The sequence below is a fragment of the Herbiconiux sp. L3-i23 genome, assembly GCF_023734115.1.
Taxonomy (GTDB): domain Bacteria; phylum Actinomycetota; class Actinomycetes; order Actinomycetales; family Microbacteriaceae; genus Naasia.
The window spans coordinates 2,135,725-2,160,966 of the sequence record NZ_AP025737.1; the positions used below are offsets into that span (position 1 = coordinate 2,135,725).

At 69.0% G+C, this 25,242-nt stretch carries 23 protein-coding genes, 2 tRNA genes and 1 riboswitch; of the genes, 14 read left to right on the plus strand and 11 right to left on the minus strand.

Annotation, left to right across the window (positions count from 1 at the left end; genetic code table 11):
• Nucleotide 1 precedes the first annotated feature (1 nt).
• The 3 genes from NGH83_RS10165 to NGH83_RS10175 all read right to left on the minus strand — a co-directional run bounded on the left by NGH83_RS10165 (nt 2) and on the right by NGH83_RS10175 (nt 2,225).
• A tRNA-Arg gene (locus NGH83_RS10165) sits at nt 2-74 on the minus strand.
• A 73-nt stretch (nt 75-147) separates the two neighbouring features.
• Nucleotides 148-1,179, minus strand: a complete 1,032-nt coding sequence (locus NGH83_RS10170) for a methionine synthase (protein ID WP_251856143.1) — start codon at nt 1,177-1,179, stop codon at nt 148-150.
• A 53-nt stretch (nt 1,180-1,232) separates the two neighbouring features.
• Complete coding sequence (locus NGH83_RS10175; RefSeq protein WP_251856144.1) at nt 1,233-2,225, minus strand: putative oxygenase MesX; 993 nt, start codon at nt 2,223-2,225, stop codon at nt 1,233-1,235.
• A gap of 122 nt (nt 2,226-2,347) precedes the next feature.
• On the opposite strand from NGH83_RS10175, the gene NGH83_RS10180 reads away from it, so the two are divergent.
• Nucleotides 2,348-3,289 (plus strand): LysR family transcriptional regulator, encoded by a 942-nt coding sequence (locus NGH83_RS10180; RefSeq protein WP_251856145.1) that lies wholly within the window; start codon nt 2,348-2,350, stop codon nt 3,287-3,289.
• A 97-nt stretch (nt 3,290-3,386) separates the two neighbouring features.
• Complete coding sequence (locus NGH83_RS10185) at nt 3,387-4,277, plus strand: DUF808 domain-containing protein (RefSeq protein WP_251856146.1); 891 nt, start codon at nt 3,387-3,389, stop codon at nt 4,275-4,277.
• A gap of 6 nt (nt 4,278-4,283) precedes the next feature.
• On the opposite strand, the gene NGH83_RS10190 is transcribed toward NGH83_RS10185, so the two are convergent.
• A complete protein-coding gene (locus tag NGH83_RS10190) occupies nt 4,284-4,505 on the minus strand; it encodes an SCO4848 family membrane protein (RefSeq protein WP_371872655.1) in 222 nt (73 codons plus the stop codon).
• Nucleotides 4,506-4,568: 63 nt separating this feature from the next.
• Between NGH83_RS10190 and orn the strand changes: the two genes are divergently transcribed.
• The 4 genes from orn to NGH83_RS10210 all read left to right on the plus strand — a co-directional run bounded on the left by orn (nt 4,569) and on the right by NGH83_RS10210 (nt 6,866).
• A complete protein-coding gene (gene orn / locus NGH83_RS10195; protein WP_251856147.1) occupies nt 4,569-5,189 on the plus strand; it encodes an oligoribonuclease in 621 nt (206 codons plus the stop codon).
• Between the two features lie 45 nt (nt 5,190-5,234).
• Nucleotides 5,235-5,310: transfer RNA gene (locus tag NGH83_RS10200), tRNA-His, on the plus strand.
• A 52-nt stretch (nt 5,311-5,362) separates the two neighbouring features.
• Nucleotides 5,363-5,704 carry a metallopeptidase family protein gene (locus NGH83_RS10205; RefSeq protein WP_251858508.1) on the plus strand — a complete coding sequence of 114 codons (342 nt, stop codon included), beginning with the start codon at nt 5,363-5,365 and terminating at the stop codon, nt 5,702-5,704.
• A 25-nt stretch (nt 5,705-5,729) separates the two neighbouring features.
• The gene (locus tag NGH83_RS10210) at nt 5,730-6,866 is read left to right on the plus strand and encodes a benzoate/H(+) symporter BenE family transporter (RefSeq protein ID WP_371872799.1); all 1,137 of its coding nucleotides are present in this window, start codon (nt 5,730-5,732) and stop codon (nt 6,864-6,866) included.
• Nucleotides 6,867-6,879: 13 nt separating this feature from the next.
• Here NGH83_RS10210 and NGH83_RS10215 read toward each other — a convergent pair whose 3' ends face one another.
• Complete coding sequence (locus tag NGH83_RS10215; protein WP_251856148.1) at nt 6,880-7,155, minus strand: hypothetical protein; 276 nt, start codon at nt 7,153-7,155, stop codon at nt 6,880-6,882.
• 71 nt (nt 7,156-7,226) lie between these two features.
• Here NGH83_RS10215 and NGH83_RS10220 point away from each other — a divergent pair, with 71 nt between their 5' ends.
• Nucleotides 7,227-8,474 carry a hypothetical protein gene (locus tag NGH83_RS10220; RefSeq protein ID WP_251856149.1) on the plus strand — a complete coding sequence of 416 codons (1,248 nt, stop codon included), beginning with the start codon at nt 7,227-7,229 and terminating at the stop codon, nt 8,472-8,474.
• Between the two features lie 580 nt (nt 8,475-9,054).
• Here NGH83_RS10220 and NGH83_RS10225 read toward each other — a convergent pair.
• The 4 genes from NGH83_RS10225 to NGH83_RS10240 are packed head-to-tail and all read right to left on the minus strand — an operon-like array spanning nt 9,055 to nt 12,600.
• A complete protein-coding gene (locus NGH83_RS10225; protein ID WP_251856150.1) occupies nt 9,055-9,570 on the minus strand; it encodes an ATP-binding protein in 516 nt (171 codons plus the stop codon).
• Nucleotides 9,571-9,605: 35 nt separating this feature from the next.
• The gene (locus NGH83_RS10230) at nt 9,606-10,403 is read right to left on the minus strand and encodes an energy-coupling factor transporter transmembrane protein EcfT (protein WP_251856151.1); all 798 of its coding nucleotides are present in this window, start codon (nt 10,401-10,403) and stop codon (nt 9,606-9,608) included.
• Nucleotides 10,400-11,926, minus strand: coding sequence for an ABC transporter ATP-binding protein (locus tag NGH83_RS10235; RefSeq protein ID WP_251856152.1), 1,527 nt, complete (start codon nt 11,924-11,926; stop codon nt 10,400-10,402). Before NGH83_RS10235 ends, NGH83_RS10230 begins: the two co-directional genes overlap by 4 nt.
• A gap of 8 nt (nt 11,927-11,934) precedes the next feature.
• Complete coding sequence (locus NGH83_RS10240) at nt 11,935-12,600, minus strand: ECF transporter S component (protein ID WP_251856153.1); 666 nt, start codon at nt 12,598-12,600, stop codon at nt 11,935-11,937.
• Between the two features lie 12 nt (nt 12,601-12,612).
• Nucleotides 12,613-12,723, minus strand: a riboswitch (TPP riboswitch).
• A gap of 373 nt (nt 12,724-13,096) precedes the next feature.
• On the opposite strand from NGH83_RS10240, the gene NGH83_RS10245 reads away from it, so the two are divergent.
• The 7 genes from NGH83_RS10245 to NGH83_RS10275 all read left to right on the plus strand — a co-directional run bounded on the left by NGH83_RS10245 (nt 13,097) and on the right by NGH83_RS10275 (nt 23,203).
• A complete protein-coding gene (locus NGH83_RS10245; protein ID WP_251856154.1) occupies nt 13,097-14,020 on the plus strand; it encodes an LLM class F420-dependent oxidoreductase in 924 nt (307 codons plus the stop codon).
• 227 nt (nt 14,021-14,247) lie between these two features.
• Complete coding sequence (glgX, locus tag NGH83_RS10250) at nt 14,248-16,452, plus strand: glycogen debranching protein GlgX (RefSeq protein WP_251856155.1); 2,205 nt, start codon at nt 14,248-14,250, stop codon at nt 16,450-16,452.
• 29 nt (nt 16,453-16,481) lie between these two features.
• On the plus strand, nt 16,482-18,851 hold the full coding sequence (gene treY / locus NGH83_RS10255; protein ID WP_251856156.1) for a malto-oligosyltrehalose synthase: 2,370 nt from the start codon (nt 16,482-16,484) through the stop codon (nt 18,849-18,851).
• Nucleotides 18,848-20,590 (plus strand): malto-oligosyltrehalose trehalohydrolase, encoded by a 1,743-nt coding sequence (gene treZ / locus NGH83_RS10260; protein ID WP_251856157.1) that lies wholly within the window; start codon nt 18,848-18,850, stop codon nt 20,588-20,590. Before treY ends, treZ begins: the two co-directional genes overlap by 4 nt.
• Nucleotides 20,587-21,792, plus strand: coding sequence for an NAD(P)/FAD-dependent oxidoreductase (locus NGH83_RS10265; protein ID WP_251856158.1), 1,206 nt, complete (start codon nt 20,587-20,589; stop codon nt 21,790-21,792). The genes treZ and NGH83_RS10265 overlap by 4 nt, the downstream gene beginning before the upstream one ends.
• 104 nt (nt 21,793-21,896) lie before the next feature.
• Entirely contained in the window at nt 21,897-22,238 is a 342-nt protein-coding gene (locus tag NGH83_RS10270; protein ID WP_251856159.1) for a PadR family transcriptional regulator, read from the plus strand.
• Entirely contained in the window at nt 22,235-23,203 is a 969-nt protein-coding gene (locus tag NGH83_RS10275; protein ID WP_251856160.1) for a permease prefix domain 1-containing protein, read from the plus strand. Before NGH83_RS10270 ends, NGH83_RS10275 begins: the two co-directional genes overlap by 4 nt.
• A gap of 30 nt (nt 23,204-23,233) precedes the next feature.
• Here the strand turns inward: NGH83_RS10275 and NGH83_RS10280 are convergent, their stop codons facing one another.
• Nucleotides 23,234-23,446 (minus strand): DUF2945 domain-containing protein, encoded by a 213-nt coding sequence (locus NGH83_RS10280; protein WP_251856161.1) that lies wholly within the window; start codon nt 23,444-23,446, stop codon nt 23,234-23,236.
• Nucleotides 23,447-23,552: 106 nt separating this feature from the next.
• Entirely contained in the window at nt 23,553-24,824 is a 1,272-nt protein-coding gene (locus NGH83_RS10285) for a DNA polymerase IV (RefSeq protein WP_371872657.1), read from the minus strand.
• Between the last annotated feature and the right edge of the window lie 418 nt (nt 24,825-25,242).

Genomic DNA, 25,242 nt, shown 5'->3' on the forward strand with positions numbered 1-25,242 from the left:
GTGCCCCGAGCAGGACTCGAACCTGCAACCTACGGATTAGAAGGCCGTTGCTCTATCCATTGAGCTATCGGGGCGCGGTTCCCGATTCTACCGAGAGGCCGTCGGCACCTTCGTGCCGGCGGCCTTTCGGCGTGCCCGGGACGGAGCTCAGACCGCCGCGAGCTCTCCGCGCACGATCTCGGCACCCGCACTCAGAGCGGTCAGCTTGCCGAGCGCGACGTTCCTCGGCAACGGAGCCATGCCGCAGTTGGTGCTCGGGATGAGCTTGTCGGCGTCGACGAACTCGAGTGCCCTGCGGAGGGTGTCGGCGACCTCGTCAGGCGTCTCGACCGCCTCGGTCGCCACGTCGATGGCTCCGAGCATGACTTTCTTGCCGCGGATGAGCTCGATCAGATCCATCGGCACATGGGAGTGCTGGCATTCGAGCGACACGATGTCGATGCTCGACCGCTGCAGCAGCGGGAACGACTGCTCGTACTGCCGCCACTCCGCCCCGAGGGTCGCCTTCCAGTCGGTGTTGGCCTTGATCCCGTAGCCGTAGCAGATGTGCACCGCAGTCTCGGCCCGCAGGCCTTCGGCCGCCCGCTCCAGGGTTGCGACCCCCCAGTCGCGCACGTCGTCGTGGAAGACGTTGAACGCGGGCTCGTCGAACTGGATGATGTCGACGCCCGCCGCCTCGAGCTCCCGCGCCTCCTCGTTGAGGATCGTCGCGAACTCCCACGCCAGTTTCTCGCGGCTCTTGTAGTGCCGGTCGTAGAGCGTGTCGATCATCGTCATCGGTCCGGGCAGCGCCCATTTGATCGGCTGGTCGGTCTGGGCGCGGAGGAACTTCGCGTCATCGACGAAGACGGGCCTGTCCCGCCCGACGGCACCGACGACGGTCGGCACGCTCGCGTCGTACCGGTCGCGGATGCGCACCGTCTCCCGCTGCTCGAAGTCGACCCCGCTGAGGTGCTCGATGAACGTCGTCACGAAGTGCTGCCGGGTCTGCTCGCCATCGCTCACGATGTCGATGCCGCGCACTCGCTGCTCCTGCACGGCGATGCGCAGAGCATCCTGCTTGCCTTCGACGAGCGCATCCCCGTCGAGCTTCCAGGGAGACCAGAGCTTCTCGGGCTCCGCGAGCCACGAGGGCTTCGGAAGGCTGCCGGCGGTCGAGGTGGGAAGAAGAGGAGGCATGCTCGAAGTTCCTCGGGTCGGGAAGCGGGCGGGAGTCGGACGGTCGGTCGGGGTCAACGGACGGCCGCTGAGTAGTCGGCGGCCCACCGCCGCAGCACGTCCCCGTGCGGCGTGATGAAGTGCTCGTCGGTGAACGCGCCCTGCGTGACCGCGAGCCGGCTCCGCTCCTCGCGGTCGTAGATGATCTTGGTGAGCGAGTAGTCCTGCTGGGTGAGACTCGGCCGATAGATGCTCGCGGCTGCCGAATTGGCGTTGTAAATCTCGGGCCGGTAGATCTTTTGGAACGACTCCATCGTGCTGATGGTGCCGATGAGCTGCAGGTCCGAGTAGTCGCTCAGCAGGTCGCCCCGGAAGTACAAGGCGAGCGGCGCCTTGCCGCCCGGCGGCATGAAGTAGCGGACCTGCAGCCCCATCCGCCCGAAGTACGCGTCGGTCAGCGAGGCGTCGCCGTCCTGCACGTACTCGACGCCGAGGACCGGGTGGCGGTGCTCCGTCTGGCGGTAGGTCCTGCTCGTCGAGACGCTGATGCAGATGACGGGCGAGGCGGCGAAGCGTTCGCGGTACGCGTCCGAGTCGAGGAAGTGTTGGAACAGCTTGCCGTGCAGATCCCCGAAATCGTCGGGGATCGAGGGCCCGGCGCCGCCGCTCACCGATGGCAGCAGGACGCTGAAGTCGTAGTCGCGGACATAGGAGGAGAAGTTGTTGCCGACGATTCCAGGATGATGCTCCCCTGTGGCGCGGTCGACGATCTCGACGTCGAGCACCTCGATCAGGGGGAACTCGCGATCCTCGCCCTCTGCGTCGAAACGCAGTTCCACGGAGACGATCTCGAGCTCGACGGCGTACCGGTCGCCGTCCGGATTGTCCTCCCGGGCAAGGTCGTTGAAGCGTCGATCGATCATCGTCAGAGCGTTGCGGAGGTTCTCCTGACGCTGATCTCCGCGGGCGAGGTTGGCGAAGTTCGTGGTGGCCCGCGAGCTCTCCGACGGCGCGTAGTCCTCGTCGAAAGCGGTGGTGGTGATGCGATAGGTGAACTCGTTCGCCATGGTCGGCCAATCCGGTGTCTAATCGGCCGGGGTGGCCTCGTTACGTCGGTGGCTCCATAGTGCTGGCGATCGACTGGTATCGGGTAACTAGCCGTAACTATGTCGTCATATAGCCTTCGCCTATGACTCGGAGGTCGGGCGGCGTCACGCTGCAGCAGCTCAGCTACTTCATCGAGGTCGCCGCCGCGGGGTCGATCACCGCCGCGGCCGACCTGCTCTACGTCGCGCAGCCGACCATGTCGGCGGCGATGCGGGATCTCGAGACGCGCGTGGGCCGCGATCTGCTGGTCCGCTCCGCTCGCGGGGTGACTCTGACGACCGACGGCGCGGAGTTCCTCGGCTACGCCCGGCAGGTCGTCGAGCAGGTCGAGCTGCTCGAGCAGCGCTATCTTGATCGGCCGCCGTCCCGACGATTGCTGGGGGTGTCCACCCAGCACTACTCGTTCGCGGTCGACGCTTTCGTCCGCATGGTGAGAGCAACCGAGGCCGAGGGGTACGAGCTCTCGCTGCGCGAGACCCGCACCTGGGAGATCATCGAAGACGTCCGCACCCTCCGCAGCGAGCTGGGCATCCTCTACCGCAACGACTTCAACCGCAGCGTGATCGACAAGCTGCTGCGGGATTCGGGGCTCGCGTTCCACCCGCTCTTCCTGGCCGAGCCGCACATCTTCATCTCCCGCAAGAACCCGCTCGCCTCGGCGAAGCGCGCGACGCTGGCCGACCTCGCCGAGCTGCCGCGCCTCACCTTCGACCAGGGCACCAACAACTCGTTCTACTTCGCGGAGGAGATCCTCTCCACCCTGTCGAGCAAGCGCGAGATCCGGGTCTCGGACCGGGCGACCATCTTCAACCTGATGATCGGACTCGACGGCTACACGATCTCGACCGGCATCATCAGCGACGACCTCGATCCGGAGATCGTCGCGGTGCCGCTCGACGTCGACGAGCGCATCGAGATCGGCTGGATCGGCCACTCCTCGATCCCCCTCACCGAGCAGGCCCAGCGGTACCTCGCCGAAGTGCGGAGCGTCGTCGCCGGTTTCGGCGTGACGCTCCTCGACTAGCGCTGCTCAGCCCGCAACGGACCTCCGCCCGCTAACCTCGCTACGGGCTCCTTCTCGGCGGCCGCCCGGCCTCGACCATCAGCCCTGGAGTGCGCACATGTCGGTCGGTCTGCTCGCCGTCGTCGATGACATCCTCACCGCCGCCGTCAAGGCGAGCGCGAAGACCGCCGGGGTGGTGATCGACGACGCCGCCGTCACGCCGCAGTACGTGCAGGGCATCACGCCGGCGCGCGAGCTGCCGGTCGTGTTCAAGATCGCGCTCGGCAGCCTCGTCAACAAGTTCGTGATCATCACCCCGATCGCGCTGCTGCTCACCGCCTTCGCGCCGTGGGCGCTGCCGTTCCTGCTGGTGATCGGCGGCTCGTTCCTCTGCTTCGAGGGCGCCGAGAAGGTGCTCGAATGGTTCGGCTTCCATCACGGTTCCGCAGAGGACGAGGGGCCGCGCGACGAGAGGAAACTCGTACTGGGAGCCGTCCGCACCGACCTCATCCTCAGCGCCGAGATCATGCTCATCGCCCTCGCCAACCTCGACCCCGGTCTCAGCATCTGGATGACGCTCATCGTGCTGCTGCTCATCGGCCTCGCCCTGACTGCGCTCGTCTACGGCGCCGTCGCTCTCCTCGTCAAGATCGACGACGTCGGATTGGGCCTGATGAAGTCGCCGCGGCGGTCGACCCGTCGCGCCGGAGCCCGCGTGGTCGCCGCCATGCCCGCCGTGTTCCGGGTCATCAGCATCGTCGGCACGGTGGCGATGCTGTGGGTCGGCGGGCACATCGTGATCGAGAACCTCGCCGCGACCCTGTGGGCGGGGCTCTACGACGTCGTGCACGCCGTCACGCATGCGATCGAAGCCGTCGGCCCGGTCGTCTCGTGGATCGTCGAGACCGTGCTCTTCGCGATCCTCGGCCTCGTCTGGGGACTCGTCATCGTCGCCGTGGTGACGGGCGTCTCACGGCTGATGAGACGCGGCGCGACGACGGCGCACTGACAAGGGTCACCGTTCCCCCACGAGCAGCGCGACGCCCATGAGAACGAGGGCGAGCGCCAGAACGAGCGAGACGCTCACGAGCACGATGTGCACGGTCAAGAACTTCGTCGCCCTGCCGCTCTCGTCGCGCGACCGCGGGTCGCGGATGACGCGGCGCAGGAACGGCGGCCACACCACCCCGCTCCAGATCCCGGCGACGAGCATGAGGACGGCGGCGGTCGTGATCACCGGTTCAGGCTACAGAAGACCCTCCCCACAGCCGGCGTCGGAGCACGCCGGTAGACTCCGGGGGTGGCCAATGGTTCTGAAAGACTCGTCTGGATCGATTGCGAAATGACGGGTCTCGACCTCGCCGTCGACGAACTCGTCGAGGTGGCGGTCGTCATCACCGACTACGACCTCGTGCCCGTCGACCCCGGTTTCACGATCGTGATCCGCCCCGACCAGTCGGCGCTCGACAACATGAACGAGGTCGTCACCGCGATGCACACCGACTCGGGGCTGCTCGACGAGATCCCTCACGGGGTGAGCCTCGCCGACGCCGAGTTCAAGGTGCTCGAGTACATCCAGCGCTTCATCCCGACGTCGGGGCAGGCGCCGCTCGCGGGCAACACCATCGGCACCGACCGCTCGTTCCTCGCGAAGTACATGCCGCGGGTCGACGGCTGGCTGCACTACCGCAGCGTCGATGTCTCGTCGATCAAGGAGCTCGCCCGCCGCTGGTTCCCCCGCATCTACTTCAACGCGCCCACCAAGGCCGGTGGCCACCGCGCCCTCGCCGACATCCTCGAATCGATCCGCGAGCTCGCCTACTACCGGCGCGCGGCCTTCGTCGCACCTCCTGGGCCGTCGACCGAAGACGTGCAGGCCGCCTCGGCGGCCACGGTCGAAGAATTCTCCTCGCGGATGTAATAGACTTTCCTGGTTGTCACGAGCGGGAAACCGTTGGTGCGCATGGTGGGCGTAGCTCAGTTGGTAGAGCGCTGGCTTGTGGTGCCGGATGTCGCGGGTTCGAGTCCCGTCGTTCACCCCACTTCTTCCTTTCGTCGTATCTCCCCCGATCACTGAGGAGTCGGAACGTGGAGATGACGGCGGAGCGGTTCGAGCAGCTGGTCGTCGATGAGCTCGACGCGCTGCCCGACGACATGGTCGATGGGCTCGAGAACGTCGTCTTCGTCGTCGAGGACCGTCCCGAAGACGGATCGCTCGATCTGCTCGGCGTCTACGACGGCGTGGCCGTCACCGAACGCGGCCAGTACGGGTTCGGCGAGATGCCCGACCGCATCGTGATCTTCCGCGAGCCGCTGCTGGCCATCTGCGACGACGAAGAGACCCTCCGTGACGAGGTGCACGTGACGCTCGTCCACGAGATCGCACACTTCTACGGCATCGACGACGACCGGCTCCACGAGCTCGGTTGGGCCTGAGAGGTCGGGCCTCATCGTCCAGCCGATTGTCGCCGGTATTGTCGGCGCCGTCACCGGGTTCGCGAGCACCTTCGCGGTCGTTCTCGCCGGACTGCTCGCGGTGGGTGCGACGCCCGCCGAGGCCGCGTCCGGTCTGCTGACGCTGTGCCTGCTGCAGGCCGCTCTCGCCGTGGTGCTGTCGTGGCGCGCCCGTCAGCCGCTGTCGTTCGCCTGGTCGACGCCGGGGGCCGCGCTCCTCGTCGCCGCGCAGGGCTCGACCTCGTCGTTCGGAGCCGCGGTCGGCGCGTTCATCGTGTGCGGTGCCCTCGTCGTGCTCACCGGACTCTGGCCGCGACTCGGCCGCATGATGACGAGCATCCCGGCTCCGCTCACGGGCGCGATGCTCGCGGGAATCCTCTTCCCGCTGTGTCTCGCGCCGGTGACCGCGTCGGTGGAAGCGCCTCTGCTGGCGCTCCCGATCGTCGTCGTCTGGCTGGTGCTGCAACGCTTCGCCCCGCGGTGGGCGGTGCCGGCGGCGATGGTCGTCGCCCTGATCGGCATCGTCATCGTCAGCGGCGGCGCGCCGATCGAGGCCGGATCGGCGCTGCCCGGCCTGCACCTCGTGATCCCCGAGCTCGATCCGCTCGTCATCGTGAGCCTCGGAATCCCGCTCTACATCGTCACGATGGCCGGACAGAACGTGCCCGGATTCGCCGTGCTGAGCACCTTCGGATACGACCACGTGCCCACGCGGGCGGTGCTGGTCGGCTCGGGCGCGGCGACGATGATCGGTGCCCCGTTCGGCGCGCACGCGGTGAATCTCGCGGCGCTCTCGGCCGCCATCATGGCCGGACCCGACGCGCATCCCGACCGCGGTCGACGGTGGATCGCCGCGGTGGCCGGGGGCATCTCCTACCTGCCGCTGGGACTCGCCGCCGGCATCGCAGGCAGCTTCGTCACCGGAGCCTCACCGCTTCTCATCGAAGCGGTCGCCGGACTCGCCCTGATCGGCGCCTTCATCTCGGGGCTCGTCTCCGCCTTCGCGGACGAACGTCACCGCCTCGCTGCGGCGGCGACGTTCGTGGTGGTCGCGTCGGGCATGGCGGTCGTCGGCATCGGCAGCGCCTTCTGGGGGCTGCTCGTCGGCGGCGCCGTCTACCTCTGGACGTCGCGGCGCCGCTGAGGGGTAGCTCGCGTCAGAAGCGCAGCGAGTCGTCTTCCTCGTCGGCGGTCACCGGGTCGCTGTCGGAGCGGTCGAAGCTGTACGTGACGTGCAGCTCGCCCTCGATCTCGCGGGTGTCGCCGGCGGTGTACCAGTAGAGCGACTCCGCTCCCCCGACGGCCGCGATGGAGCTGACCTCGCGGTCGTACTTACCGTCGACGAGCACCCGGGTCTCGGTGGTGCCGTCGAGCGGACCGCCGACGAACTCCGCCAGGTACTTCACGTTCGAAGGGGTCTGTGCATCACTCATACGGCAACCCTAGCGACCCCTCATCGGCGATGCTGGAGAGTCGCCGACCGCCTCGCAGCTACCCTGACGGCATGGCACGGCGTGAACGCAATCGGGTGGTCGTCGGAGCGGTCGCGGTGCTCATCCTCGCCCTCGCCGTGTACGGTCCCGTCGCGCTGCTCGCGCCGCTGCCCGCCGCCGACGGCGTCGCGGTCTCGGCGGAGTCGGTCCCGTCCGAGTCGGCCCCAGTGGTCGCGCTGAGCGCCGACGGGGCGAGCGCGGTCACGCTGTCCGCCGATGCCGCCCCGCTCACCGCCGGCACCGCCGACCCGATCCCGATGGCGGCGAGCGCGAAGCTCGTCACCGCCCTCGTCGTGCTCGAGCAGTACCCGCTCATCGAAGGCCGCGCCGGCCCGGCGATCCCGGTGACGGCCCACGACTTCGCCGCCTACTCGCGCTACCAGGCGGAGGGGACGAAGGCGGTCAGGGTGGTACCCGGTGATCAGTGGAGCGAGCGGGAGACTCTGCAGGCGACGCTCATCGCATCCAGCAACAATCACGCCGAGATGCTGGCGCGGTGGGCGTTCGGCACGATGGACGGGTATCTCGAGGCGGCGACCGCTTGGCTGGCCGAGCACGGTCTCGACGGCACTCGGGTCGCCGATGCGACGGGCCTGTCGGCCGAGAGCGTGTCGACCGGCACCGATCTCGCCCGTCTCGCGGCACTCGCGATGGCGGACCCCCTGGTCGGCGAGATCGTCGCGACTCCGAGCGCGACGACGCTGCGCGGACTCGACTTCGAGAACACCATCTCCTACCGCACCGCGCAGGGGCTGCTCGGCATCTCCCGCAGCTATACGGACGAGGCGGGCGTCGTCCTGCTCTTCGCCTACGAGGCTGAAGTGACGGGCGGCTCGGCCACCGTCTACGGCGCGTTCGCCGGGGAACCGAGCTATGACAGCCTGGACGCCGACGTCAGCGCCCTGCTCGCGAGCCTGCCGACAGCCCTCGCGTTGCAGCCGGTCGTCGTCGCCGGGAAGTCGTACGGAACGTTCACCACGCAGTGGGATCAGAGGGTCGACGCCGTCGCCGAGGTGGACCTCTTCGGCATCGGTTGGAACGGAGTCGACCCGGGAGCGAGCGTCGCCGTCGAACTCGAGGAGCTCACCGTCGGACGCAAGGGCCGCGAGGTCGGCCGCGTCGTCGCCGAAACCCTCGTCGGCGAACAGAGCTCCCCGCTCGTGCTGGCCGAGACGGTCGGAGATCCTGGCCCCGTCTGGCGCCTGCTGCACCCGGGCGTCATGGTCCCCGGCTTCCTCGACATGGTTTCCTCCGACTGACCCTGGACCGCGGCCTGCCACTGACCAAATCAAGGAAAAACCGGGGTCGAGTCACACTTTCATGCCGATCCGAGCCCGCCAACGCCGAGATCTCCTTGATTCGGTCAGCGGCAGGCGCTCGGGGCCTGACCAAATGCAGGAGATTCTGACGCCGAGCACCCGTTTCGGCCCGGATATGGCCGCTCGAGGTGAGAATCTCCTGCACTTGGTCAGCGACGCAGGCGCGCACTGACCAAATCAAGTAAAACCCGGGGTCTAGTCACACGTTCACGCCGATCCGGGCACGCGAAGAGCGAGATCTCCTTGATTCGGTCAGTCCGTCGTCACGGTCTCCGACCAAATGCAGGAGATTTTGATCCCGAGGGCCCGTTTCAGCCCCGATATGGCCACCCGAGGCGAAAATCTCCTGTACTTGGTCAGCGACGCCGGTGGACACTGACCGAATCAAGGAAAAAGCGGGGTCGAGTCGCACATTCATGCCGATCCGGGGCCGTTCCCGCTCGGATGTCCTTGATTCGGTCAGTCGCGGCGGTCGCACCGGTCGAACTGCGCGTCCAGGCCGTGAGATTCGACAGACGTTCTACGGAACGCGGTGGCCGTCGAGCACGAGGTCTGCGAGGCGGTCGGGATGCTCGCGGAGGAAGAAGGCGCGCTCCTGCTCCGCCCATCGCTCCCAGTGCGGCTCGTAGGTGTCGCCATCGCGGGCGATCGCACGGCGTCGACGCTCGTCCGGGTCGAGGTCGATCCAGATCCCGAAGGTCGCGAGACGACGCGCCGCACGGCTCAGCGCACCGCACCCCTCGACGATCAGGGGCCGGGTGTCGTCGATGTGGTGCCGCTCCGCCGGAGCCGAACCGTTCCAGTCCCACCGGTGCCACCGTGACAGCGGGATGATCTCGGTGTGCACGGCCTCGCTGCCCGCCTCGAGCCCGTCCCATCCTGGGTAGACGTCGTCGAGACGGACCAGCTCCGCCCCGAGTGCTGCAGCGAGAGGCGTCGCAAGCGTGCTCTTCCCCGCCCCCGACCCACCGTCGAGCAGGACGATCGGCCGGTCGTCGCCTCGGGCGCGCACCGACTCGGCGATCGACGAGGCCAATGTCCGTAGGTCGGCCGAGCCGCGCGCATCCCCACTCATCGCGCCCCGATGAAGGTGAAGGTGCCGAGCCCGACGGATGCGGCGAGCGCGACGGCCGCGATGATGACACCGACGCCGACGAGTGCCCATTCGGCCGCACCGAAGCGCGCCGGGCGAGCCCACGTCCTGGTTCCCGTCCGACCGAATCCGCGGGCCTCCATCGCGGTCGCGAGGGTCCCGGCGCGGCGCAGCGCGAGCACGAGCAGCGAGAAGGCGAGACCGAGCGCGAACCGGATGCGGCCCAGCACGCCGCCCGAGTCGCCGACACCGCGGGCGCGGCGGGCGAGCACGATCGCCCGCCAGTCCTCGGCGAGCAGGCCGACCAGACGGAACGCCGCGAGTCCGCCGAGCACGAACCGGGCGGGCAGGCGCCAGGTCTGCGCGAGCCCGTCGGCGAGATCCGTGGAGTCGACCGTCGCGACTAGGAGCACCGCGGGCACGCCGATGGCGAGGACGCGGAGCATGGCCGCGAAGGCGAGAGCGAGCGAGCCGTCGCTCACCGTGATGAGCAGGAAGCGCCAGTGCACCTCACCGGACGGAGCGCCGTAGAGCGCGAGCGTCACGGCGGTGAGCGGCGCCGCGATCAGGATCGGGGTGAGCCGCAGCAGCAGGGAGCGCCAGGGAACGCCGGCGAACGGGATGAGCAACAGTTCGAGCGCCAGCGCCGTCGCCCCCGACACGGGGTCGATGGTGATGAGCAACGCGACGGCGATGGCCGCGGACGCCGCGATCTTCGCGACGGGGTTGATCAGATGGATCGCGCGGTTCCCGGTGACCGGCGCGAGCAAGGTCATCGCACGGCTCCCCCGTGGCGTTTGAGAACGAGCTCCTCGTCGCACAGGGCGTCGACGACCTCGCGGTCGTGGGTCACGGCGACGATCGCGCGCCCGTCGTCGAGTTGCTCGCGGAAGAGGTCGAGCAGTTCGCGCAAGGTGCCGGCATCCTGCCCGAAGGTCGGCTCGTCGAGCACCAGCAGCGCGGGAGCGGTGGCGAGCACCGTCGCGACCGAGAGCCTGCGCTTCTCCCCGCCCGACAACGAGTACGGATTAGCGCGGTCGAGACGGCTGAGGCGCAGGCGCTCGAGCAACGGCCCGACCGCAGCGTCGAGACCTTCGCCGCGCAGGCCGAGCGCGCGCGGCCCGAGTTCGAGTTCGGCGCGGACCGTTCCGGTGAGGAACTGGTGCTCGGGGCTCTGGAAGACGGTCCCGATGCGGGTCAGCAGGTCACGGGAGCGCCAGCGGCGCGGTTCGCTCTGCGCGAGGCCGTTCCGCAGCCGCGTAGTGGCGGCGAGCGTTCCGCTCTGCGGTGGGAGGAGGCCGGCGACGGTGAGCGCGAGAGTCGACTTCCCTGCACCGTTCGGTCCCGTGATCCCGAGGGCCGACCCTTCGCGGATCGTCAGGTCGATGTCCGAGGCGACCGCCGTATCCCGCGCGCGCCCGACCGAGAGGGCGGATGCCGTGAGGAGGTCGTCCCCGTTGCGCGGCACCGGTCGCGCAGTGCGCTCCTCCGGCCGGTGCGGCAGCCAGATCCCGGCAGCGTCCATTTGGGAGCGGTAACCGGCGAGCACCTCGTCGGGCCGCCCGTCGGCGAGGATCCCGTCGACACCGAGGACGACGACGCGGGTGACGAGCTCCCACCAGACGGACACCCGGTGCTCGATGACGACGAGGGTGCGTCCCTCGGCGACGCGGGCGACCGCATCCCGGATCTCAGAGGCGCCGTCCGGATCGAGGTTCGCGGTCGGCTCGTCGAGCAGGATCAAACCGGGCTCCATCGCGAGCACGCCCGCGAGAGCGAGCCGCTGCTTCTGCCCGCCCGACAGCGCGGACGTGGAACGGTCGAGCGGAACGTCGAGCCCGACCGCGGCGAGCGCCGCGGTGACGCGGGGACCGATCTCCTGCGGCGGCACCCCGAGGTTCTCCAGGCCGAACGCCACGTCGTCGCCGACGCGGGCGAGCACCGCCTGCGTGTCCGGGTCCTGCAGCACCAGGCCGATGCGTCCACGCTGCGCGTCGGCGGGGGCGCCGTCGACGAGGATGCGTCCGCGTTGCTCGCCCTCGTCGGCCCCGCCCAGCAGCCCGGCGATCCCGTGCAGCAGCGTCGACTTGCCCGATCCGGACGCGCCGAGCAGGAGGATGCGCTCCCCTGGTTCGATGCGGAGATCGACTCCGTCGAGAGCGAAGGCGCGCCGGGCGGCGTGACGCCACCCCCAGCCCTGCACGTCGACGGAGGCGCCGCCCGCGGAGCGCTCGCGGCGGTCGGACACCGACTTCGCCGCGACCGTCTCCTGCGCTCGGCGCCCCCGCATGCTGGACATGCGCCCGATCAGACGAGCTCGCTGTGCTCGCGACCCGACGCGAACCGCGAGAGCGCTCCGGTGCGGGCGATGGCACGGACGAGCAGCCAGCCGAGCAGCCCCGCGAGCACGATGCCGGTGACGACCGAGCTGACCGTGTAGACGACGGCGAAGGTGGGGGTGAGTGCGCTCGCGTACCAGACGATGAGGTCGTTGACCGCCATGGCGAGCCCCGCGCCGGCACCGGCGAGGAGTGCCGGGACGATGCCCCAGCGGCGGTAGAAAAACAGGGCGAAGACGAGCTCGGCGCCGAGTCCCTGCACTAGACCGGCCTCGATGGTCCACCATCCCCACTCGTTCGGGACGATGAGCACCGACACGGTGGCGGCGAGCAGCTCGGTGTAGAGCGCCGCGCCCGGCTTGCGGATGATGAGGGCGCCGATCACGGCGGGCAGCAGCCAGATGCCGGCGAGCAGCGCGCTGAGTCCGGGGACGAGCGCGCCGAGGGCGTCGCGCAACGGGGACCCGGCGGTGTTCCAGAGGATGAAGACGAGGCCGAGCGCGACGCCGAGGACGCTGGCGGTCACGATGTCGACGACCCGCCAGCGGGTGCGCGAGTTGTCTGCGGTGGACTCGGTGGTGGATGGTGTTGCAGCGGTCACGAAGATCGTGCCCCTTTCGTGTCGTTGTGACATGGAGGGCACGGGAGAAATTGAAAGAGGCCTCCCTGCGCTGGCATTACCCAGATCAGGTTCGACGGTCGAAGCTTGGAGAAGCTTCCTCTCAGCCCGGCATACCGGACTCCCGTGTTCACGGCTCACACTACCCCCGCGTAGGGCGTTCCGGGCGAACGCGCACTGGGCCCATCGTCGCCCGTTCGCGGCGAGGCATCCGGCGGGCCCCGTCCGCCGCAACGCACTCGCACGATCCGATATTGCGGGCACAGACGCACTGGGCCCACCCGCGCCCGTTCGCGCGGGGGGATCCGGCGGGCGCACGTGCCCGGAACGTGCGTTCTCGCGGCACCCGTCGTTCGCGGCTTGCCCGCTGCGCGTCTGCTGAGCCAATGCAGCCCTGTGAAGTCGGCCGCGCGCACGTTCCGGCGCCGGGGGCCCGCCGGATCCCTCGCCGCGAACGGGCGACGATGGGCCCAGTGCGCTTTCGCCCGGAACGCCCTACTAGGGTGCGGGGGTGGAGTTCTGCATTTTCACCGAGCCGCAGCAGGGATACGAGTACGAGGAGCTGCTCGCCAGCGCGCAGCTCGCAGAGAGGCTCGGCTTCGACGGGTGGTTCCGCAGCGACCACTACCTCAAGATGGGCGACCACTTCGACGGGCTGCCCGGCCCGACCGACGCGTGGACGACGCTCGCCGGTCTTTCACGCGAGACTGAGCGGATCCGCCTCGGCACCCTCGTCTCGTCGGTCACCTACCGCTACCCCGGCGTCCTCGCGATCCAGGTCGCCCAGGTCGATCGGATGTCGGGCGGTCGCGCCGAGCTCGGCCTCGGCACCGGCTGGTACGGCGCGGAGCACCGGGCGTACGGCATCCCGTTCCCCGAGAAGCGGTTCGGGATCCTCGAGGAGCAGCTCGAGATCGTGACAGGACTCTGGTCGACCCCGGTCGGCGAGACCTTCCACTTCGCGGGCCGTCACTACTCGCTCGAGGACTCCCCCGCGTTGCCGAAGCCGATCCAGGACCGCATCCCTGTCATCGTCGGCGGTTCGGGCGCCAAGCGGACCCCGCTCGCCGCCGCCCGCTTCGCCAGCGAGTACAACGCCAACTTCGTCGATGACGCCGGAGTGGCCGCGAACTTCGCCCGCGTCCGGGAGGCCGCCGACAGCATCGGACGCGACCCCGACGACCTCAAGTACTCGGTCGCCCTCGCGACGGTCGTCGGCGAGGACGAGTCCGAGTTCCAGCGGCGCGCCGCCGCGATCGGCTCGAATCCGGCCGACCTGCGCCGCACGAATCTCGGCGGCACGCGCGCCGAGGTGGAGGACCGCCTGGGCCGCCTGCGCGACCTCGGCGCCGAGCGCGTCTACGTGCAGGTCATCGACCTGGCCGACACGGACCACCTGGAATTGATCGCGGATATCGTCCGCCCGTTCCGCTGACCCCGTCTCCCTGACGTTCGCCGCCCGACACTGCTGGCGCCCCAGGGACGAGAAAGCACGTTCCGGGCTTGCGCGCCCGCCGCAACGTGCGTCTGTGCCCGCAACATCGGATCGCGGGGGTGGGGTGGGAAAAAGCGGGGAGCCGCCTGGGTGGTTCTCAGCATCGGTCTGAGAGAGTTCATCCGCTTGTAGTTTGATCAGCAGATCGAGCCCCAGACGGAGGATTCATGGAAGCCTGGCCCGGAACCGCCTACCCCCTCGGAGCGACTTTCGACGGCAGCGGAACCAACTTCGCGATCTTCAGCGAAGGGGCTGAACGGATCGAGCTGTGCCTCTTCGACGAGGACGGCACCGAGACCCGTGTCGAACTGCAGGATGTCGACGCCTTCGTCTGGCACGCCTACCTCCCGCAGGTGCAGCCAGGGCAGCGATACGGGTTCCGCGTGCACGGCGACTACAGCCCCGCGGAGGGCAAGCGCTTCAACCCCAACAAGGTGCTCCTCGACCCGTACTCGAAGGCCACGGCCGGGGCGTACGACTGGGATCAGGCTCTCTTCTCCTACAACTTCGGCGACCCTGATTCGCGCAACGACGACGACTCCGCCGCGCACGTGATGCACTCGGTGGTCATCAACCCGTTCTTCGACTGGGCGGGCGACCGGCACCCCAAGACCCCGTATTCCGAGAGCGTCATCTACGAGGCCCACGTCAAGGGCCTCACCGAGCTGCACCCCGACATCCCCGAGGAGCAGCGCGGCACCTACGCCGGTCTCACCCACCCCGCGATCATCGAGCACCTGCAGAAGCTCGGCATCACCGCGATCGAGCTGATGCCGGTGCACCAGTTCGTGCAGGACTCGACGCTGCTCGACAAGGGCCTCCGCAATTACTGGGGCTACAACACCATCGGCTTCTTCGCCCCGCACAACGAGTACTCGTCGACCGGCGAGCTCGGCCAGCAGGTGCAGGAGTTCAAGAGCATGGTGCGCACCATGCACGCCGCCGGAATCGAGGTCATCCTCGACGTGGTCTACAACCACACCGCCGAGGGCAACCACATGGGCCCGACCCTCAGCTTCCGCGGCATCGACAACGAGGCCTACTACCGCCTCGAAGAAGACGACAAGCGCTACTACACCGACTACACGGGCACCGGCAACACCCTCAACGTGCGCCACCCGCACGCGCTGCAGCTGATCATGGACAGCCTGCGCTACTGGGTGACCGAGATGCGCGTCGACGGCTTCCGCTTCGACCTCGCCTCGACCCTCGCCCGCGAGTTCTACGACGTCGACCGCCTCTCCACCTTCTTCGAGCTCGTGCAGCAGGACCCGGTGGTCTCGCAGGTCAAGCTCATCGCCGAGCCGTGGGACGTCGGCCCCGGCGGCTACCAGGTCGGCAACTTCCCTCCGCAATGGACGGAGTGGAACGGCAAGTTCCGCGACACGGTCCGCGACTTCTGGCGCGGCGAGCCGTCCACCCTGGGTGAGTTCGCGGCCCGCATCACCGGATCCGCAGACCTGTACGAGAACGACGGACGCCGCCCGGTCGCCTCGATCAACTTCGTCACCGCGCACGACGGCTTCACCATCAGCGACCTCGTCTCGTACAACGAGAAGCACAACGACGCGAACGGCGAGGACAACAACGACGGCGAATCGCACAACCGGTCGTGGAACTCGGGCGCCGAAGGCCCGACCGACGACCCCGAGGTCCTCACCATCCGCGCCCGCCAGCAGCGCAACTTCCTCGCCACCCTGCTGCTCTCGCAGGGCGTGCCGATGATCCTGCACGGCGACGAACTCGGCCGCAGCCAGGGCGGCAACAACAACACTTACGCCCAGGACAGCGAGATCAGCTGGGTGCACTGGGACCGTGCTGACGAGCCGCTGGTCGAGTTCACGGCCGCCGTCTCCCGCCTGCGTCGCGACCACCCGGTCTTCCGCCGCAGCTCCTTCTTCGACGGCCGCCCTGTCGAACGCGAAGAGGGCGCTCCGGCTCCCGACATCCTGTGGCTCGGCCCGAACGGCGAGGAGATGCGTTCGGAAGACTGGGACACCGGCCAGACCCGCTCGGTCGGCGTCTTCCTCAACGGACAGGGCGTGCATCGGCGCGACGCACGCGGCCAGGAGATGGTCGACGTCGACTTCCTCGTTTACTTCAACGCCGACCCCGAGGACGTCGAGTTCGAGCTGCCGAGCGCGTTCGACGAGACCTGGGACATCGTCGTCGACACGGCCGGACAGCTGGCCGACAGCGAACCGCGTAAGAAGGGCAGTGCGCTGACCGTCGCGGCCCGATCGTTGGTCGTGCTGCGCGCGCACTCCGAGCCCGAGGTGGAGCCCGACCATTCGGTCGCCGCGTCCCTCGCGGTGCTGAGCGCCGGACAGGTCGACCCGACAGCGCCCGTCACCGCCACCACCGCCGAGTGACCGACCGGATCCGAAAGGCCAGACCGACCATGAAGATCCCCGTCTCCACCTACCGCATCCAGGTGCGGAAGTCGTTCGACCTCGACGAGGTCGCCGCGACCGTCGACTACGTGAAGGCTCTCGGCGCCGACTGGGTCTACCTGTCACCGCTGCTCGAAGCCGAGGCGGGGTCCGACCACGGCTACGACGTCGTCGACCACTCGCGCGTCGATCCCGCGCGTGGCGGCGACGAGGCGCTCGTGCGCGCTGCGAAGGCCGCACACGATGCGGGCCTCGGCGTGCTGATCGACATAGTGCCGAACCACGTCGGCGTCGCCACCCCGGCGGCGATGGCGTGGTGGTGGGATGTGCTCGAGAAGGGCCGCGACTCCCGCTACGCCGAAGCGTTCGACATCGACTGGGAATTCGGGCAGGGCAAGCTGCGCATCCCCGTCTTGGGCAGCGGCGACGATCTGCCCGCGCTGACGCTCGTCGAGTCGTCCACTTCACCCCGTCCGGACGGCGCAACACAGGGCGAAGTGGGCGAGTCGGGCTTCGAGCTGCATTACTACGACCACCGCTTCCCCGTCGCCGCCGGCACCGCCTCCGCGGGCGACGACCCGGTCGAGGTGCACTCCCGACAGAACTACGAACTCGTCGACTGGCGCCGCGCCGACTACGACCTCAACTACCGCCGCTTCTTCGCGGTCAACACCCTCGCCGCGATCCGCGTCGAGGTGCCGTGGGTGTTCGACGAGTCGCACGAGCGCATCGTGTCGTGGATCACCGACGGCATCGCCGACGGCCTCCGCGTCGACCACCCCGACGGCCTGTTCGACCCGGGCGCCTACATCGACGACCTCGCCAAGGCGACGAAGGGCGCGTACGTCCTCGTCGAGAAGATCCTCGAGGGCGACGAGCGCATGCCCGCTGAGTGGAAGACGCAGGGCACCACCGGCTACGACGCGCTCGCCGACATCGACCGCGTGCTCGTCGATCCTGAAGGTCAGGCGGCGCTCGATGCACTCGACGGTCGCCTGCGCGACGGCGATCCGATCGACTGGCACGATCTCATCCACACGACGAAGCGCGGCATCGCCGACGGCATCCTCAAGTCGGAGGTGCTCCGCATCGACCGCATCATCGCGGCCCGCTCCGCCGAGCGCGACGATCGGATCGCGGACGCCGTCGCCGAGCTCCTGACCTGCTTCCCGGTCTACCGCTCCTACCTGCCCTTCGGGCTCGGCCATCTCGAGCACGCGGCGCAGCTCGCGAAGCAGCACCGTCCCGACCTCGCGGGCACCGTCGACGCTCTGCTGCCGATCCTCTCCGACCCCGACGACCCGGCGGCGCAGCGCTTCCAGCAGACCTCGGGCATGGTCATGGCGAAGGGCGTCGAGGACACCGCGTTCTACCGCTACTCCCGCCTGACGAGCCTCACCGAGGTCGGCGCCGATCCTTCGGAGTTCGCCATCCCGGTCGACGAGTTCCACACGCGGGCGCAGCGCCGCTTCGAGAACTTCCCCGCCTCGATGACCACCCTGTCGACGCACGACACGAAGCGCGGCGAGGACGTCCGCTTCCGTATCGACGCTATCGCCGAGATCCCGGACGAGTGGGCTGCGGCGATCGAGGAGCTCCGCACGCTCGCCCCGCTCGGCGACGGCCCGCTCGAGAACCTCATCTGGCAGGCGATCGTCGGATCCTGGCCGGCGAGCCGCGAGCGCCTGCACGCCTACGTCGAGAAGGCTTCGCGTGAGGCGGGCGACTCGACGACGTGGACCGCGCCGGACGAGGACTTCGAGAGGCGGATGCACGCCCTGGTCGACGCCGCGTTCGACGACGCCCGCGTGCGCACCATCGTCGACGGCCTCGTCGACCGCCTCTCGGCCGCCGGCTGGTCGAACTCGCTGTCGGCCAAGTTGCTGCAGCTCACCGAGCCCGGCGTGCCCGACGTCTATCAGGGCAGCGAACTGTGGGAGACCTCCCTCGTCGACCCCGATAACCGTCGCCCGGTCGACTTCGCCGAACGCCGCCGGATCCTCGCCGAGATCGACGGCGGAGCGAAGCCCGCCGTCGACGAGACCGGCGCCGCGAAGCTGCTCGTCACCGCGACCGCGCTGCGCCTGCGCCGCGACCGGCCGGAGCTGTTCGAGTCGTACACGCCGCTCACCGCGACCGGACCGGCCGCAGGGCACCTCGTCGGCTTCGACCGCGGCGGTGCCATCACCCTCGCCACCCGGCTTCCGCTCGGCCTCGCTTCGGCGGGCGGCTGGGAGGGCACGAGCGTCGACGTGGGCTCCGCGCCGTGCGTCGACCTGATCACCGGACGCCGATACCAGGGCGGCGCGCTGCCGCTCGCCGACGTGTTCGCCGACTACCCCGTTGCACTGCTCGTCGAAGACGGAGGCAAGCCATGACCCTGTTCCGCGTCTGGGCACCGAAAGCGCCCTCGATGACCCTGCTGCTCGACGGGCAGCGCGTGCCGATGCTCTCCGAAGCGGACGGCTGGTGGAGTGTCGAGGCAGAGGGCAGCGACTACGGCTATCTGATCGGCGAGAGCGACAGCCCTCGCCCGGATCCGCGGTCGCGGCGCCAGCCCGACGGCGTCCACGGACTCAGCCGCGTCTTCGACCCCACCGCCTACGTGTGGGGCGACGCGGCGTGGACCGGTCGTCAGCTGCCCGGTGCCGTGATCTACGAGCTGCACATCGGCACCTACACCCCCGAGGGCACCCTCGACTCTGCGATCGAGCGGCTCGACCACCTCGTCGACCTCGGCGTCACCCACGTCGAGGTCCTCCCGGTCAACGCGTTCAACGGCACGCACAACTGGGGTTACGACGGGGTCCTCTGGTACGCCGTGCAGGAGACCTACGGCGGCCCCGAGGCCTACCAGCGCTTCGTCGACGCGTGCCACCAGCGCGGTCTCGCGGTCATCCAGGACGTCGTCTACAACCACCTCGGACCGAGCGGCAACTACCTGCCCGAGTACGGCCCGTACCTGCACGAGGCGAGCGCCAACACGTGGGGCTCCTCCGTGAACCTCGACGGTGAGGACTCGGACGTCGTCCGCCGTTACATCCTCGACAATGCCCTGATGTGGCTGCGCGACTACCACGTCGACGGGCTCCGGCTCGATGCCGTGCACGCGCTGCTCGATCACCGGGCGGTGCACCTGCTCGAGGAGATGTCCGAGGAGGTCGCCGCCCTGTCGGCGCACGTCGGACGCCCCCTCACCCTCATCGCGGAGAGCGACCTCAACGATCCGAAGATGATCCGTCCCCGCGAGGCGAACGGTCTGGGCATCGACGCGCAGTGGAGCGACGACTTCCACCACGCGCTGCACGTCAATCTCACCGGCGAGACCACGGGCTACTACGCGGACTTCGACTCCGTCGAGGCGCTCGCGACCGTGCTGCAGGAGGGCTTCTTCCACGCCCGGTCGCTGTCCTCCTTCCGCGGCCGAGTCCACGGGCGCCCGCTCGACCTCGATCGCACGCCCGCCTGGCGTCTGGTGACCTTCAATCAGGACCACGACCAGATCGGCAACCGTGCCATCGGCGACCGACTCTCGGCGACCCTCGACGAGAACCGCCTCGCCCTCGCCGCGCTGATCACCCTCACCGCTCCGTCGACCCCCATGCTGTTCATGGGTGAGGAGTGGGCGGCGTCGACCCCGTGGCAGTTCTTCACCTCGCACCCCGAGAAGGATCTCGGTGAGGCGACCGCGAAGGGCCGCATCGCCGAGTTTGCGAAGATGGGCTGGGATCCCGAGGTCGTGCCCGATCCGCAGGACCCCGAGACTTATCAGCGGTCGAAGCTCGATTGGAGCGAACCGGCTACCGAGGACTCCCCGCACGCCCGCATGCTCCGTCTCTACCGCCGCCTCATCGAGCTGCGTCGCACCCGGCCCGAACTGACCGACCCGCGCTTCGGAGCGGTCGAGGTCGACTTCGACGAGAACGCCCGCTGGCTCGTGATGCACCGTGGCGCGCTGAGCGTCGCCGTCAACCTGTCCGATCAGGTGATCAGCCTGCCGATCGGCGGACGCATCCTCGTGGCGACCGATCCGGGCGCGGACCTCGCCGACGGACTCGAGCTTCCGCCGGCGAGCGGCGCGATCATCGACTCTGGTGCGGGAGCACCGGTCGCATGACCCGGTACGACTACCTGATCGTCGGCGGAGGCATGGTCGCGGCGGGAGCGGTGCACGGCATCCGCGAGCGGGATCAGGTGGGCACCGTCGGGGTGATCAGCGCCGATGTCGACCCGCCCTATACGCGGCCCGCGCTGTCGAAGAAGCTGTGGACCGATGACGAGTTCGGGCGCGACCAGGTGCCACTCGACCTCGACAACACGGCGGTCGACCTGGTGCTCGAAACGGTCGTGACCTCGATCGATCCCGGGGCGCATACGGTGACGACGGCCGCGGGCGACTCCCACGAGTACGGTCGCCTGCTGGTCGCCACCGGCGGAACGCCGAGGGAGCTCGACGGGCTTCCGGCGTCGGACCGGGTCTTCTACTTCCGGTCCTTCGACGACTACCGGCACCTGCGCACCCTGGCAGCCGACGCCCCGCACGTCGCCGTGGTGGGTGGCGGCTACATCGGGTCGGAACTCGCGGCCGCCCTCGTGCAGAACGGGTGCCGCGTGACCCTCGTCACTCCCGACGAGGTGCTCGGCGCCTCCACCTTCCCCGCCGAACTCGCCGCGCGCTACGAGCGACTCTTCACCGACGCGGGCGTCGAGCTCCGCCGCGGAACGCGCGTCGAGTCGGGCAGTGAGAGCGCCGACGGCGTCCGGCTCGACCTCGGGAACGCGGGTTCCCTCGATGTCGACGCCGTGGTCGTCGGACTCGGCATCGACCCGGTCACCGGCATCCTCGAGGAGGCCGGGATCGAGACCGACGACGGCGTGATCGTCGACGCGCGCCTCTCGACCAGCGCCGCCGACGTATTCGCCGCCGGCGACATCGCCAGCTACCCCGACCGCATCCTGGGTCGCCGCCGCGTCGAGCACGTCGACAACGCCAACGAGCAGGGCCCGGTCGTCGGCCGCATCATGGCGGGCTCCAACGAGACCTACGACCACACGCCTTACTACTACTCCGCGGTCTTCGGCGAGCGCTACGAGGCGGTGGGCACGATCGACGGATCGCTCACCGTGCGCGAGCGGTGGAGCGAAAACGGTACCCGTGGCGTCGTCTACTACCTCGACGGCGCCGACCTGGTCGGCGTGCTGCTCTGGAACCTGTCGGACGACGACGACCCCTCGAAGCGCGACGACGCGCGCGCGGTGCTGTCGGATCCCGACGCGGGCGCCGATCCCGACCTCGAATCGCGCATTTCCCTCGACTGACCTGCAGGACAGGTGACGGCCCCGCATCCTTCGGAATGTCGGGTCTTTCCTCTGGGCGCCTGCGCGATTGACATTACCGTGTGACGCACTCTATCGTCTGACGCATGCTCGACGACCAGACCGTAGCGGGACACCTTCAGGAGCTTCGACGTGGCACCGTCGTCGTGGCCTGTCTTGCCGTGCTGGTCACCCCTGGCTACGGCTACGGGCTGCTCGAGACGCTCGATCGACTGGGCTTCACGGTCGATGCGAACACCCTCTACCCGTTGCTGCGCCGCCTCGAGAAGCAGGGGCTGCTGCAGAGCGAGTGGAACACCGACGAGTCGCGCCCGCGCAAGTTCTACCGAACGAGCGACGACGGTCGTGAACTCCTCCGCGTCCTCGTCTCCGACTGGCGCGCCCTCACCGCATCGCTCGACTCCCTCGACGAAGGACTGCCCTCATGACCTCCCCCACCGACCGCTACATCGCCGCGACCCTCTCCGGGGTGCCCGAAAGCTCCCGCACCGATGTCGAACGCGAGCTCCGCGCCTCGATCGCCGACGCGGTCGACGCCCGCACCGAACAGGGTGAGCCGGTCGAGTCGGCGGAACGCGGGGTTCTCACCGACCTCGGCGACCCCGCCAGGCTCTCCGCCTCGTACGCCGAGCGGCCGCTCTATCTGATCGGGCCAGCCCATTTCCTGCCGTGGCGGCGAACGCTCATCACCCTCATCAGCGTCATCCCGCCGCTGGTGGCTGTGATCAATTTCCTGATCCGCTCAGCCCTCGCACCCGAACCTTCCAGCATCGCAGACGCTCTGGCCGACGCGATCGTGCTCGGCCTCGGTGTCGCCCTGCAGGTCGCGTTCTGGGTCACGGTCGGGTTCGCCGTGCTGGAACGGGTGCCGACCGGTCGCGTGTTCGGCTCGTGGACACCCGACGCTCTGCCCGACCCGTCAGCGAGACAGAGCCGCACCGACGCGGTCGGTGTGCTCATCTTCGCCGGGCTGATGATCGCCGCGTTGGTGTGGCAGCAGTTCGCGACGGTCGCCGTGACCGCGGACGGTCCGGTCGAGGCGCCCGTGCTGGCGCCGTCGCTATGGACTCTGTGGTTGCCGGTGCTGATCGTCGTGCTGGTGGGGCAGATCGCCGTCGCCGTGCTTCGTCTGCGTCAGGCGTCGCCGACGCGGGCTCTCGACGTCGTCAAGCTGGTGTTCGACCTCGCTTTCCCGCTCGTCGTGCTGTACCTCGCGGCGCAGGACATGCTGGTGAACCGCGAGTTCCTCGCCGCCTTCGACGCACCGGTCGACGACACCGCGGCGGTCGTCGACGCGTTCGTGATCATCGGATCCGCGATCGTGATCGTCTTCATCCTGATCGACTTCGCCGTGAAGGCGCTTCGGCTCCGACGCGGGCACGCCACGGCGTGACCTCCGGCAGGAGGGCGGCCCTCGCCGAGCTCAGGACTTGAGCTTGTTGAGGGCCGAGCCCTTGTGGGCGGCCTTCGCGCCGGTCTTCTCGCTCTCGACGACGAAGGCCGGCTCGTCCTTGCTGGCGGTGAACTTCTGCCCGTCGAACTCGAAGTCCTTATCGTGCCGCTCGACGACCTTGCCACGGGTGCGTCCCTGCGAGGTGTTCCAGCTGACGTGGTCGCCCTTGGAGAAAGAAGTCATGCCGCGACGCTAAGCGGCGTCACTGTCATCCGGCCGGGCGGGTGCTGGGAAGCCGCCGGTGAGGTCGTGGCGGTTTGCGACGGCGGGCGCTCAGCTGCGGCGGGGCTCAGTGCTCGAAGCGCGGGGCCTCGGGCGGCTTGGTGTCATAGGCCCGCTCGGCGCGCCCGAGCAGTGCGGCGGGACGGATCGCGCCGCGGCCGAATCGGGCGGATGCGGCATCCATGACGCCTTCCGCCTCGCGCCAACCGTCATCCTCGTCGTCGCTCCACAGCGTGAAGGCGGACTGCTCGTCGCCGTCGGTCAGCTGCTCGGCGCGAACGCCGATGAGCCGGATCTTGCGCCCCTTGAGTTCGACCTCGTCGAGCAGCTCGACGGCCTGCTCGTAGATGCGCCGACCGGTGTCGGTCGCCTCGTGCAGAGTGCGCGACCGGGTGATGGTGGTGAAGTCCGAGAAGCGCAGCTTGAGCGCGATGGTGCGGCCCTTGAAGCCGCCCTTGCGCAGCCGATACGCCACCCGTTCGGACTGGTCGAGCAGCTCACGACGCAGGAACTCGGCGTCGGCGGTGTCGGCGGCGAAGGTGTTCTCGTGTCCGACGCTCTTCTCGGTGCCGTGCGGATTGACCCGGCGCGGGTCGCGACCCCAGGCAAGGTCGTGCAGGTGGGATCCGGCCGCCGGCCCCAACCAGTTGCGCAGCACGTCGGGCGGGGTGTCGGCGAGGTCGCCGACGGTCTTGATGCCCCGTTTCGTCAGCGACTCGGCGGTCACCTTGCCGACCCCCCACAGGGCGCCGACCGGCAGGGGGCGCAGGAACTCGAGCGTCTTCTCGGCGGGCACGACGAGCAGCCCGTCGGGCTTCGAATGGGTGGAGGCGAGTTTCGCGACGAACTTCGTCGACGCGGCGCCGATGGAGCAGGTGAGGCCGGTCTCCTCGCGGACGCGCGCACGGATCGCGCGGGCGATCTGCAATGGCGAGCCGAGCAGTCGGCGGGCGCCGGCCACGTCGAGGAACGCCTCGTCGATACTGAGCGGCTCGACGAGCGGGGTGACGTCGCGGAACATGCCCATGACGACCTTCGAGTAGTGGGAGTACTTGGCGCCGTTCGGCGGGATCACGACGGCCTTCGGGCACAGCCGCATCGCCAGGCCGACGGGCATCGCCGAGCGGACGCCGTAGCGGCGGGCCTCATACGTGGCGGAGGTGACGACACCGCGGCCCGACGCGCCGCCGACGATGACGGGCTTGCCGACGAGATCGGGGCGGTCGAGCAGTTCGACGCTCGCGAAGAACGCGTCCATGTCGATGTGCAGCACGGTGGCGGTGTCGCTGTCGAGCTCGCCCGACACCTGCCTCTCGCCCTGCCCACCCTTCACGCTCACGCGTCAATCATGCGCCATCCCCCCGACACCAGGGCGGTAGGGCGTTCCGCGCGAACGCGCACGTTGCGGCGGGCCCCGTCCGCCGCAACGCACTCGCGAGATCCGATATTGCGGGCACAGACGCACGTTCCGGCAGGCGCATAAGCCCGGAACGTGCGTTCTCGCGCGCGGGTATGGCGGGGAACCGGGTCGAACTTCCGCCCGCTTTTCCGGCGTTGGGTCGGTCGTCGCTCCGACTCGGCATGCGACCGCGACGCGACGACTCTCCGCTATCGGCCGTCAGACATGCGCGATCTGCGATCTGCGATCTGCCACCTGCGAGAACGTACGTTCCGGGCACGATGGGTATGCCGGAACGTGCGGATATGCCCGCAATATCGGATCTCGCGGGTGCGGGGTCGGCCGGAACGCACTACTC